General features: G+C 38.6%; 11 protein-coding genes and 1 pseudogene. All 12 read left to right on the top strand.

Translation table 11 applies throughout. The features are described from left to right. The first annotated feature begins 275 nt into the window (after positions 1-275). A complete protein-coding gene (locus SALPA_RS27735; RefSeq protein ID WP_222428145.1) occupies positions 276-842 on the top strand; it encodes a hypothetical protein in 567 nt (188 codons plus the stop codon). Further along, on the top strand, positions 820-1,983 hold the full coding sequence (locus SALPA_RS27730; protein WP_145101596.1) for an XRE family transcriptional regulator: 1,164 nt from the start codon (positions 820-822) through the stop codon (positions 1,981-1,983). Before SALPA_RS27735 ends, SALPA_RS27730 begins: the two co-directional genes overlap by 23 nt. A gap of 55 nt (positions 1,984-2,038) precedes the next feature. Then, complete coding sequence (locus SALPA_RS27725) at positions 2,039-2,473, top strand: DUF488 family protein (RefSeq protein WP_145101594.1); 435 nt, start codon at positions 2,039-2,041, stop codon at positions 2,471-2,473. 66 nt (positions 2,474-2,539) lie between these two features. Then, on the top strand, positions 2,540-3,175 hold the full coding sequence (locus tag SALPA_RS27720; protein WP_145101592.1) for a DUF488 family protein: 636 nt from the start codon (positions 2,540-2,542) through the stop codon (positions 3,173-3,175). Between the two features lie 15 nt (positions 3,176-3,190). Further along, positions 3,191-3,856: a hypothetical protein gene (locus SALPA_RS27715; protein ID WP_145101590.1), complete on the top strand. Its 666-nt coding sequence runs from the start codon at positions 3,191-3,193 to the stop codon at positions 3,854-3,856. Between the two features lie 195 nt (positions 3,857-4,051). Then, positions 4,052-4,493, top strand: a pseudogene (gene tnpA / locus SALPA_RS27710) (IS200/IS605 family transposase). Positions 4,494-4,784: 291 nt separating this feature from the next. Beyond that, positions 4,785-5,873 carry a hypothetical protein gene (locus tag SALPA_RS27705; RefSeq protein ID WP_145101588.1) on the top strand — a complete coding sequence of 363 codons (1,089 nt, stop codon included), beginning with the start codon at positions 4,785-4,787 and terminating at the stop codon, positions 5,871-5,873. A gap of 76 nt (positions 5,874-5,949) precedes the next feature. Next, positions 5,950-8,022 (top strand): ATP-dependent endonuclease, encoded by a 2,073-nt coding sequence (locus SALPA_RS27700; RefSeq protein ID WP_186451263.1) that lies wholly within the window; start codon positions 5,950-5,952, stop codon positions 8,020-8,022. Further along, the gene (locus SALPA_RS27695) at positions 8,016-8,918 is read left to right on the top strand and encodes a UvrD-helicase domain-containing protein (protein WP_186451262.1); all 903 of its coding nucleotides are present in this window, start codon (positions 8,016-8,018) and stop codon (positions 8,916-8,918) included. Before SALPA_RS27700 ends, SALPA_RS27695 begins: the two co-directional genes overlap by 7 nt. A gap of 38 nt (positions 8,919-8,956) precedes the next feature. Next, positions 8,957-9,745, top strand: a complete 789-nt coding sequence (locus SALPA_RS27690; protein WP_145101583.1) for a 3'-5' exonuclease — start codon at positions 8,957-8,959, stop codon at positions 9,743-9,745. A 54-nt stretch (positions 9,746-9,799) separates the two neighbouring features. After that, the gene (locus tag SALPA_RS27685; RefSeq protein WP_145101581.1) at positions 9,800-11,038 is read left to right on the top strand and encodes a hypothetical protein; all 1,239 of its coding nucleotides are present in this window, start codon (positions 9,800-9,802) and stop codon (positions 11,036-11,038) included. A gap of 121 nt (positions 11,039-11,159) precedes the next feature. Continuing rightward, a partial coding sequence (istA, locus tag SALPA_RS27680) for an IS21 family transposase (protein WP_186451260.1) occupies positions 11,160-12,597 on the top strand: 1,438 nt, incomplete at its 3' end.

Raw genomic sequence — 12,597 nt, 5'->3', positions numbered from 1 at the left:
GGAGCGCACCGGCCACGGCGGCCAAACCCGCGCCGCCGCGCCCCGTGCGAACGGGCCTGCCGGCAGCAAGGGAGCCGCGAACTGCGCAGCAGACTATGTCAATATAATTATCTTTATGTTCAGGTTATCTCTTTTTAATTGACAAATTAAAGAAAAAGTGTCATAATTTTTTTAAAGACCAATTTTGAAAGCAGGTGATATTTTAAGTGTATGAGTATCATGAAGCCCATTTAAAGGCAGCCTTTCCCCAGGAAGTACGGAATGCTATTCGAGGAATGTTTGATGAAGCCTATACTATAACGAATGAGCTTATCCAGCGCGAAAAATGGCTAACTGAAAATCCTGTGGCTAGAGATATCCGGCCAGATATTCTTCGTGCAGCTAGTGCTCGGACAGCACAACTTTGGTGTTCCAAAGGAATATTACCTTTCCATTGTTCTTTTCCAACTAACTCTATTAAAAATTGCCACCATGTAGAGCTTAATGGTGAGGGCGTTATTCTATTGCTGGCTCGTGTTGATGCGCCTAACGCTATTCCTCCATCGTCAACCTTTCGGGATAATATTTTTGATATTAGCATTCCTCTTTTTTCTGAATATGTAATAGAAAAAAATCCTAATATAAAACAAGGGTTTCTTGCTACATATGGGGACCGTGGTAAAAATGAATTTCAATTTGGCAGAGTTGGCATTCCAGGTGCAAAATCATGGTTGGCTGCGTTGCCGTTGGAACGTGGTCCATATGGATATATAAGTGCAAAAGACCATGATGAAATGTTAGTTGAATTGTTAGACAATGCAAGAAGGGTAGGAGAAAAAAGTGCGGGAGAAAGTGAAGACTAGCTCCAATGGCCTGCTTCCCCAGCGTTTACGGGATGCTCGTCTTGCTAAAGGACTTTCTATTAAGGAAATTGCTGATTTAATCGGTCTAAGTAGACAAATGATATCACAGTATGAACTAGGCAATGTGCCACCGAGTCCAGAAAACTTGCTTAAGATGCAACAGATATATCAAATGCCTACGTCCTATTACTATAAACCATATAATGACACTCCAATTCGCAGCCAAGAATATTTCAGAAGTTTCCAAGCCGCTACTAAATCAATGCGCGAAACAGCTATGTTGCAATCGATATGGGTAACTCGCGAGGTGATACCGGCACTTGATTCCTATGTAAAGCTTCCGGCAGTCGATCCGTTGTTTGCTAAGATAAAAAATTCTGAAGCACTTGATGTACGTACAGAAAGAAATATGGAAACATTGGCAAAGCTTGTGCGACGTGAGTGGGACCTCGGTCTTGGACCGATAGGCAACCTCACCAGGATACTTGAAAAACGGGGTGTAGTGGTCATTGTTCTTTCATTGGATGATAAGTTAGATGCTTTTTCATTTTGGGAACAGGGTAGGCCATACATTTTCGTTAGCAAGTCCAATAATGCTGTACGTATGAGAATGAGTGTGGCCCACGAGTTATGCCACTTGTTGTTCCATGATGCAGAAGAAATTGAACAACATCTTAAAGAACTTGAAGATGAGGCAAAGTGGTTTGCAAATGCATTTTTGATGCCTCTGGGAGGCTTCGAAAAAGATGTGTTCTCAACGGCGCTTAACCAGCTATTACTGCTAAAACCAAAATGGAAGATATCCGTTCAGGCAATGATTATGCGTTGCGAAAGATTAGAGCTGATTTCAGAAGAACGATCTACTTATTTATGGAAGCAAATCTCTCGGCAGAGATGGCGGAAAGCCGAACCTTATGATGACCAATTGGAAACTGAAAAACCAGTACTTCTGCAGCAGGCTGTAAAATTAATAACAGAGCATGGAATTAAATCCCGTAGGGATTTGGTAGAAAAGATTGCATTGCAATCTGATTTTATTGAGCAGGTTTGCGGACTCGAACCAGGTTTCTTAAGCCACGAGGACAACCTTGTGAAGATCAATTTTTCCAAGGGCCTTCATCCCGATGTGAATAATACATAAGATGATGGCTTGAGGAAATAGTATTGGTTATGTTGGTTGTAAAGGCAGGGGTAATATGATTCTCTACACAATCGGATTTGGGAAAAAAACGGCGCAGGAGTTTTTTACGCTCCTACACAAGAATGGAGTTAAGCGCGTAATTGATATCCGACTGAATAATGTCTCACAGCTTGCAGGATACACCAAGAAGGCAGATTTAGCGTATTTTCTTAAAGCGATAGCGGATATTGAGTATATTCATTTGCCGGAATTTGCTCCGACTAAGCAGCTGTTGGATGGGTATAAAGGTAAAAAAATAAGTTGGCGGGAATACGAAACCGAATATGCTTATATTCTGGAGGAACGTGCTTCTCTCAATCAATTAGATAACAGCTTATTTGATGGAGCCTGTTTACTTTGTAGCGAACCAACACCTAAACAATGTCATCGCAGGTTACTTGCTGAATATTTGGCAGAAAAGATTAATGGATTGAGAATTGTTCATCTTTGATCGGTACTGTGTAGCGAATTTGGTGATATAATGAACGTAAGATCAAAAAAAGGGGGCGCGGAAGCAGTGACGAATGCTAAAAAGATTTATACCCTGGGACATTCAACTGTCTCCAGCGCATTTTTTTTAAGTATTATCCAAAAATTTGGCATCTCTTGCATCGTAGATGTACGGAGTGTTCCTTATAGCCGACATGCTCCACAATATAATAAAGAGGAATTAAATCGTTTTTTGAAACGGAATTCTGTTCAGTATGTCTTTATGGGCGATGAATTTGGCGCGAGACGCGAGGAGCAGAGTTTATATTCGCCTTCCGGTTATCTTGATTTCGAGCGTACTCGTAAGTCTGAACTGTTTATGTGCGGCATTGAGCGTATTAATAAAGGCTTGCAAGCAGGATTTATAATAGCTTTGATGTGTACAGAAAAATGGGCAATTGAGTGTCATAGGAGTATTTTAGTAGGCAAGGGATTAGCCGATGCCGGTTTTGAAGTCGTACACATTGACCATGATTGTAAGACTATGACACAACATGAATTGGAAAAGGTTTTGTTAAAGACGTATTTCCCGGAAGTTAATATGTTTGCAGATCAATTGGGAGAGCCTTTAGATGAGAAAGCAATGATTGAAGAAGCATATCGGCGTAAAAACGAAGAAATTGGTTTTGTAGGATATGAAGAAAAAGAGGCCGCCCACAGCTAAGTGGAGGGCGATTTTATGGAAAAAGAAATTATCCTTATGGCTAAATCCTGGAAAGGTGGCGGTTACTGCACTGCTGGTATTGACACCACAACGGGAGAGTGGGTTCGAATAGTATCAGATGATGCAGCTAGGCAGCATGCGGTTACGGATGAAGACATGAAGTATGAAGATGGGACAAGTCCCCAAGTATTGGATAAAGTGAGCATTAAATGGACAGCTCATACACCTAATGATTACCAGCCAGAGAATTATACTATGGATAGTTCTTATTATTGGGTAAAAACTGGACGAGCAGATATTGATGAGATTATAGACCTTCACCCGACAGACTTTCATGGAGAGCTATTTTATAATAACGATAAGAAGGTTACTCCAGGAGAAATACAAGCTATTAGCGATGGCAATAAATACTCATTAGCATTAATTAGGCCTTTAGATACTAAAATTAATGTTAAGCGATGGGATGGAAACACACGGCCAAAGATTACAGCATGCTTTACATATATGGGGCGAAGTTATCGGTATATAAAAGTTACCGACCCTATCTTTGTAATGCAGTATCAAGATATAGAAGATGGAGATTATTCGCTTGATAATGTATATTTTGTTGCTAGCTTAGCTGATCCCAATCCGAGCGATGGTGATCATTGGAAGTTAGTTGCTACCGTTTTAGAGGCATAATTTATTTTAATAATTATAAGGTCAAAACCTTACCCATAAATTGGGTAAGGTTTTTTTATGCGCAGCCGAAAACCCCACGCTATGCGTGGGAGTTCAAAAAAGGCGAAGCCGATGTGGTAGAGACAAAAAAGCTCTCTTTTGCTCTAGAATTGAAGTGATACTGTCTTCAAAACAATGCAAAGGAGAGGGAACAGGATGGATGCAAGTCAGGAACATACAAGGTGGAACTGTAGATACCACATAGTATGGGCCCCGAGATTCAGAAGAAAAAATCATATACGGAAAGTACAGAAAAGAAATTGGGGCGATATTCCGGAAACTATGCCAATACAAAGGGATCGAAATAGTTGAGGCAAACGCATGTATAGACCACATACGCATGTATTTAAGGATACCGCCTAAATACAGCGTAGCACAGATAATGGGTTACCTCACGGGCAAGAGTTCACTCATGATTTTCGAACAGTTTGGAAACCTCAAATACAAATTTGGCAGCAGGCATTTCTGGTGTAAGGGGTACTATGTGAGCAAGGTCGGTATCAATGAGGAAATAATCAAGAAATATATCCGAGAACAGGAAGATATCGACAAAATAACGGATAGCGTAAAAGAACCGGACAATCCCTTTAAGGGATAGCCCGATATTCAATGCGGGAGACAATATCATGCATTTTAAGGTGCGGTTATGATTTATATGTTAACGGCTTACGATGAGCAATCACCAAAACGTGTGGCTGCACATCGTAAGCCGTTTTATTACTAATTAATAGGCTTGAGCAGTGAAGGAAAAGAATGGATAAATGATGAACTTTAAATTATATGTAAATTTTCGCAATTATTCTACATAATTTTGACTGCATTTGTATGGTGAGTTCATATGAAATGCTCGGGAACAAATAGGGCGATTATGATTGGCAGGGGGATTGCAATGATTTTTACGTTTAACGCACGAGGAAATATATTTTGGGAAGTGATGACAGATAGGTTCTCACTTAGCCCTAGTGATGTATACCAAGAAATATCGCATTTTTTTCCAGTAATGAAAACAATGTTACGTTCCAAAAGAATCAATTATGATGATTTGAAAAATTGTTTAACACCTCAACTTCACAAAAAAGAATTATTACTTGTTTTCGATAGTTCAAAAATTGATCGTAGTTGGTATGCGCAGGATGTTTGGGATAAAATTTTACCTCTATTTACATTCGATAGTAGCCATAGTGTTTTAACTGGAGATTATATTGATATTATTTCTAATCAAAAGCTTTTACGCAATATTTTATTAGAAGAGCTCAAAGTAATACATGAGTGTAAATTTCAGCACAGCAATCAGTTTTTTTGTGTTTATATTAATAATTTAGCAGATACAGTGATGGATAATATAGTTGCTAAGTTAGAAGGCTATGAGCCATTCTTTGGATTTGCAGATATGACATTTAGCTCCGGATTAAAAGAATATATATCACATATTCTTGGGTCAACATTTATAAAGCACAAGAAGAAAATAATAATGACCCATGGACCTGACCCGGACAATATTCAGAATGAAAATTTCTTGGGATATGCTTTTGAAGAAAACGGTTTTGAATGTTATAGTCTACCAGACATTGCTTACAGTACTTTTTTATCATATAAGATTGAACGAAACGTAATTAAAGGATTTGAAAGAGATAATACATTTGCTTTAAACACAATAACCGCTGATATTCATGATTTAAATGATTTAAATGTACTTGTTGAAGATAAAAAATTAGAATATCTATTAAGTGAAAAAACAGGAAAATTTAAAAAAGCAAACTTAATTGATATTACTAAAGATAAATTAGAACTGTTAATACAAAAAAAAATTAAGGAAAACTATCTATTCAATTTAGTTTATATTGAACAGCATCATACTTATAAATTTAATTTGGCTCTAGAATTTGAAGCGGATGATCGGGATTTAAAGGTGAAAATGATTTTGGCATTTGAGTATTTGTCTAATGAAAAGTTGCTAAGATTAATTACCATGTATTAATTCGTTTGATATATAATGTTGATGATCTGTGAACAGGGCTCTTGTTTGTCAGATGAGGAAAAGGTGTGTGCATAAAATGTATCTGCAAAAGCTGACAATTAAAAATTATCGATGTTTTGATGACCAAGGAATTCAAATATATTTTAAGCCTGATATAAATGTAATTATTGGTGAAAACAACATTGGAAAAACGGCCACTATTGACGCATTGAGATTGGCTTTCTCTCTAGGGGGCGGTCGGAGAGATCTCTATGTCACGCCTCAGGATTTTTACATAAATAAAATAGGTGAACCGGCAAACGTAATTACGCTTGACCTAACATTTGCGGCTCTATCAGAAAAAGAACAGGCTACATTTTACGAAATGTTAGTGATAAAGGAAGCGGAAGTTACCGCACAATTGCACATTCGTTATGAACGTGATGTGAAGTTGCAAGGCGTAGAACGGATTAAGACAACCGTCTGGGGAGGAGAGCTTGAAGGGCAAAGTATTAGTTTTCAAGTTTTAGAACTTTTAAATCACGTGTTTCTAGGGGCTTTACGCGATGCAGAAAGTGATCTGCGACCGGGAAAGGGAAATCGGTTGGGGCAACTGCTACGAAAAGTAGTAGCCGGTGATGATGATAAACGGTCTATTCTTGAGCATGTTAAACAAGCAAATCGGAAAATAATCCAAGAAAGTCCAGTAATAAAGACCGGAGAGATAATCAATGGAAACCTGAAAGAAATTGAGAAACGGAGACTAAAGCAGAATGTACAAATTGGTCTTATGCCACCCGATTTTAATAAAATCGCGGATTCTCTCCAAACACTTTTAGTTACAGGCAAGAAGTCTCTTAAGCTGCAATTCGATGAGAGTGAATGGAAGTACCTCACAATTAAATACCATGTAAAAGAATGCCCTATTGAGAATTTGAACGGAAAAGTATTAATAAACCTAACTGATGTATCGAGCGAATTAGTTGGTCAGGATTTTTATAACGTTCTGCTAGAACATGCCAATTTTACCTTTGATCTTCATCAAAACGGACTTGGTTATAATAATATCATTTATATAGCCACAGTTTTAGGAGATTTAATTGAACGAAAAAATATTGAATCTTACACATACAATGCGTTACTTATAGAAGAGCCAGAGGCACATTTGCACCCTCAATTACAAGATCTACTCTTTAACTTCTTTACAAATCGATTACAAAATGGGACAGACGATTCGCCGATACAACTGTTTATTACATCACATTCACCAACGTTAACATCCAAGGCACAAATCGACAATATAATGGTCTTTCATGAGGATCGTTTGGGAAATGTAGCAGTAACTTCACTGTCAAATTGTCCACTAAATAATGATGAGAAGGCAGATCTAAAACGATACCTTGATGTAACAAAATCACAGTTGTTTTTTTCGAAGGCTGTCATACTTGTGGAAGGTATATCAGAGGCCTTATTACTACCTGTTCTTGCCCAGAGATTAGGATGTCCGCTAGATGAAAATGCTGTTGAAATTGTGAATATTGATGGAGTTGCTTTTGAGCCATTTATAAAATTATTTAACGCAAATGAAAAAGATAATAGGATCGATATTCCTTGTATTGTTGTTACGGATGATGATCGATGTACAGATGATACCGATGACGATACTAATGAGGAGAAGGGCTCGGAAACAAATGGAGTAAAGCTTACTGGCGATGATTTAAAGCTTAAAAAGGCTGACATTAAGACTGTTATGGAAAAACTTGGGATTGGAATACCATCGGATAGAGCAACCAAAGTAAAAGGATGTGAATCCAAGTTTGTTACGGTCAGTACTGCTTTTAAAACATTTGAATATGAATTAGCGAAAGCTTCAAACAACAACATTGACGTGATAATGAAAGTTCTTGCTGTTATGCAACCTAAAAATCATACATGGATATTGAAGAAAATAAAGGAAAAAGTCTTATCAGAAGAGGAAGCGGCCATTTTAATTTGGTTAGCAGTTCGCAAAGAGAAAGGTATATTTGCTCAGAAGTTAGCAGTAAAAATGGAAGAAGTTGATGAAAAGGGAGCGGCCAAGTATAAATTTATAATTCCAACCTATTTGCAAGAAGTCTTTAAGAAAGCTTGCCCAATGCAAATAGAAGGTGTGGGGGATGTACCGTGCTGACGACTTTATCTATACAACAAAGAACGGTAATTGACTCTACAGGGAAAAATATTTTAAAAGCTTGCCCGGGTAGTGGGAAGACCTATACAGTAGCATGTAAAATGGCATGCCTGATAAGTTCATGGTCTCAAACGAATGCTGGCATTGCCGCTTTATCTTTCACTAATGTGGCTAGTGAAGAGATAATATTAAAGTTAGCGAAACATTCGATTGTGCCTAGTTATCCTCATTTTTTTGGGACAATTGATAGTTTTGTTAACAAGTGGATTTTTCTTCCTTACGGACATTTGGTTATGAAATGTAAATCGCGCCCGAATATAGTTGGATTAAGTGAAGCTGGGTGGGAACTTCCTCTGGCATGGAGCTGGGGAAAAGCTCACAATCAATGTTATAAAAAAAGATGTAACCTATTGGATTTTACTTATAATGAAGATGGAGAACTTATCAATACTGATCCATTATTCAGTAAAGACGCATGCCCATATAAAATGGCACGATGTATAGAGTTAAAAATGCAGTTTGTTAAGGCAGGGTTGGCTACTCAATCAGATGCAGCTTACTGGGCAATGCGAATATTAAATGCTTATCCAGTATTAGCCAAAGCTTTAGTGAAGCGATTTCCGACATTAATTATTGATGAAGCCCAGGATACTAGCCAAGTTCAGATGAAATTGATAGACCTGCTTATTCAAAACGGTTTAGAAGAAATTACGTTGATTGGCGATCCAGATCAGGCAATATATGAGTGGAGAAATGCTGATCCCGAAATATTCTTGAATAAGTATACCGATAACGAGTGGAACTCCCTAGAGCTAACTGAGAACAGGCGAAGTTCGCAACTAATTTGTAATGCTACGCATCCTTTTTCATCATTAAGGAACCGACTGTTGCTGTAGGGAATACAAGTGCTTCCAAAACTAGGCCTATATTATTGATGTATAAAGCTGGGGGCGACGAGGAGTTTCTTAAAGACAAATTAAAGGATATTTGTAACGAAAACTCAATCGAGATTTCCTCTGATTTGATTGCTATCTTATGCCGGGGAAATTCTATGCTACGTAAAATCTTAAAAGTTGAACCGGACTTTAATCCCTGGAATGACGAGATTACTAGATACTTTGCACAGGCGACGTATTATCGAGATATAAAAAATTACAAAGCTGCAATGCGTTCCACAGATACCGCTCTACGAAAAATTTATTACGGAAGTAACGCTCATCGAGTAAACTATGTAGAGACGGAAATTGCCAAGAGTATCGGATTAGAAGCTTGGCGTATCAGGTGCTGGAGTATTCTAAAAAATGCACCAGTAACAACAATGTCTATTGAAATGTGGAAAAGTCAGACTCAGACATTGTTAAATAAAGTGCTTGCGAGAACAGTAAATTTAAGTTATAAAAAGACAACTCCAATAACAAGAAGTGTGGCATCATTTTTTGTAAAAAATCAATCTGAAGATATTATGGTCGAAACTATTCACGCTGCAAAAGGGAAAACCTATGACGCTGTAATGGTGGCTCTTTCTAATAGGGGCAAGGCAACTGTAAAACAAATTGCAACCTTGACACCAGCTGATGAAGAATTAAGAAATGTATATGTAGCCATGACAAGACCTCGAAAGCTCTTAGTAGTTGCAATTCCTGATAATACTTCGGAAGAATACTTATTGCGATTTCCAAAGGGGATATGGGAATATAGGGCGATTAAAAGCGAAAATGAGTAATCTTATTGATGTATGGGAAAGAGAAAATAACAACGTTTTATCAGTGGAGGGGTTATGGTTGAAAAAAATTCGACTTGGATGAAACAATTTAATCCAGAGCACATATTTTTATGGATACAAGTTTCCGCTATTCATCCTGCAAATCGAAGATTTCAGAAAAGATTCGAGATTTTATTGGAAGTGATGTTTTCAATAAAAAATAGTGAATTTGAATATAACCATTTATCAAGAGAAGAATATGAAAATTTTTTAACTACATTTGATTTGCAAAGCAAAGTAATTTTTTCGCAATTAGAAGACTGGCAACCTTTTGAACAATCTAAATTAATTCCCTACTTCTATAACCAAAAGAAATACTATTTCTTTTATGGCGATTTAGAGCGACCATATGAACTACTGAACAGACTAGGGACCCTTATTAATCTGACACATAAAGACTTATTAGCTAAGACTAGTCCGGTGGAATTTCTATTTATAAAAAGCTTAGAGTTTCAGACTAGACTGCTTGCCAAATTAAAATCAGAACCAGTTTGGGTAGAAAACCAGCCTAATATGCATGTTCCTTCACAAGCTTTTTTTGATAGCTTTTCTAGAGAATTTTATCTTGACTCTCTAGAGTCTGTTCCGGAAAGTATAATACTTGATCAAGGAACATGTAGGCAAGCGAGACGGCTGGAGCCCGTTACTAGCATATTGGAACATTGGGTATATGCTAGGTTTACAAGTGGAAATGGTTTTTACCTTTTACCACAGATACATTGCCAGGCTCTTTATAATTTGTTTAATGGCTTAATTATTCGTTCTGAAAAACTAGGAGAGATTGAGCAGTTTTTATTTGAGGAGGCAATGGATTATATTAGATTTCGAACTACGGAAGTATGTTCTCTTAATAAGTCTTTACTAGGAATTTTAGGACAAGGTGAAAAAAAACTTCTTACAAACCAAAATGATTCATCATATTTGTTAGATGAAAATAAGGTTTTAATCGTCAAAGTGGTACCACCTAAGTTCAAAGAAGATATTTCGCAAGAAATTATAGGAGAGATACAACAATTTAATGAATTCCAAGAACGGAGAAATTGGGGAGAAGTCAGGGGTATAATTGCCCAAGATTCTGAAGTGATTACAGTGTCGCCGAAAAGACTTGAATTTTATTGTGTGGTTGTGTTTAGACCTACTACATATGCCTTTGGCTATACGCTTCCTCTTGATTTACCACTAGATAATATTTGGATATTAGACGTAACAGACTGGGAAAGATTGATTGAGCATTCTGATTCTTCCAAAGTGTGAATGATATTCTAGAAGTGAGCCAAAGTGGCTCAAAATGACAATGTCAAAATGAGCCACCCCGACCCCATTAAAATCCTGTATGCTAGAGTTGCTGAGACAAAAGCGACAGGAGGTTTTAGAGGTGATCGAGGTGGATCAATACCAGTTTATCAGACATGCCTACGCAGTTGAAGGGCTTTCGCAAAGAGAAATTGCCAGAAGGCTCGGTATTTCTAGAAATACTGTAAAAAAGTACGTTGAAGGAGAGGTCATGCCATTGACCGTCAAAACCCCTCAGCGTGGTTTTCCAGTAATCGGGCCGGTCAAAGATATCATTAATAGCTATCTTGAAGAAGACCGGCAAAATAATCTGCCCAAGCAGCGACACACCGCCAAACGAATTTATGATCGTTTATGCAAAGAACATGGTTTTACCGGTGGATACTCCACCATTCGTCAATTCGTCCGTCAGCTAAAGCAGACAACAAAGGTACATATCCCCCTTGAATTTGATCCAGGCGAAGCAGCCCAGGTAGATTGGGGAACGGCTATCGCGTATATAAAAGGCCAACGTACCGTAGTCCAACTCTTTTGCATGCGCCTCTGTCATAGTGCGGCCATTTTTGTAGCAGCCTTCCCAACTCAACGTTATGAGTCTTTTCTCATGGGCCATCGAAAGGCATTCGAATTTTTCGGCGGCGTGCCCCGACGTCTAATCTATGACAACGTAAAGACTGCAGTAAAGGAAGGCTGGGGCAGACACGTTACCCAGGAGCAATTGCCCTTTCAATATCTCAAAGCTCATTATGCCTTTGCCAGCACGTTCTGCAATCCAGGACAGGGTAATGAAAAAGGTCTGGTGGAGAATCTGGTAGGATTCTCCCGGCGTAATGTCCTCGTTCCAATTCCCCACGTAGATTCATGGGAAGAACTGCAAAGTTGTTTGGATCAATACAGCAAGGATTACTTGACTCACAAAATCCAAAGCCGTCCAGCACTGGTTGGTACTATGCTAGCAGAAGAACAGGCCTGTCTCACGTCTCTGCCGCACAGTAGCTTCGAATGNGCCATTACAAAACCAGCTAAAGTGNGAGANGGATCTTTGATACAGTTCGATCATAACGAGTACTCTGTACCGGTGCACCTCATTGGTCAGGAAGTCACTGTTAAAGGATATCCTCTNAATGTGGAGGTTTGGTACAAATCAGCAAAGATTGTGACTCATCAACGCTCTTACAAAAGAGGTGCTGTTTCCTANAAGTTAGCTCATTATTTGCCGGTGCTTGAGAAAAAACCACGCGCTGTCACCAATGCAGCACCAGTACGCCACGCCGGACTTCCGTCAGAGATTATGGATTTCAAGCATCGCTTGGCGGGGAAAAACGCCGACAGAGATTTCGTTACTATTCTAAAATTCACTGTTCAGTACGGCCAAGAAGCGGTCTTGGGTGCTGTTCGGAAAGCCCAATTAGCCAATCATTACTCCGTTGAGGCTGTCCGATTTCACCTTCTACAGGCAATACATAGGCAGGTACAGCCACCAGAGCCTATTCTTACCGATCCGCGCCTCCCCAAAATCA

The organism is Sporomusa sp. KB1, assembly GCF_007830295.1.
Classification (GTDB): Bacteria; Bacillota; Negativicutes; order Sporomusales; family Sporomusaceae; genus Sporomusa.
The sequence above is the reverse complement of the archived record's forward strand: the minus strand, read 5'-3'. Positions and strand labels throughout refer to the sequence as shown.

Coding starts and splice junctions, on each gene's coding strand:
- SALPA_RS27735 (WP_222428145.1), top strand. CDS start 276: ATGTTTGATGAAGCCTATACTATAACGAATGAGCTTATCCAGCGCGAA.
- SALPA_RS27725 (WP_145101594.1), top strand. CDS start 2,039: ATGATTCTCTACACAATCGGATTTGGGAAAAAAACGGCGCAGGAGTTT.
- SALPA_RS27715 (WP_145101590.1), top strand. CDS start 3,191: ATGGAAAAAGAAATTATCCTTATGGCTAAATCCTGGAAAGGTGGCGGT.
- SALPA_RS27705 (WP_145101588.1), top strand. CDS start 4,785: ATGATTTTTACGTTTAACGCACGAGGAAATATATTTTGGGAAGTGATG.
- SALPA_RS27700 (WP_186451263.1), top strand. CDS start 5,950: ATGTATCTGCAAAAGCTGACAATTAAAAATTATCGATGTTTTGATGAC.
- SALPA_RS27690 (WP_145101583.1), top strand. CDS start 8,957: ATGTATAAAGCTGGGGGCGACGAGGAGTTTCTTAAAGACAAATTAAAG.
- SALPA_RS27685 (WP_145101581.1), top strand. CDS start 9,800: ATGGTTGAAAAAAATTCGACTTGGATGAAACAATTTAATCCAGAGCAC.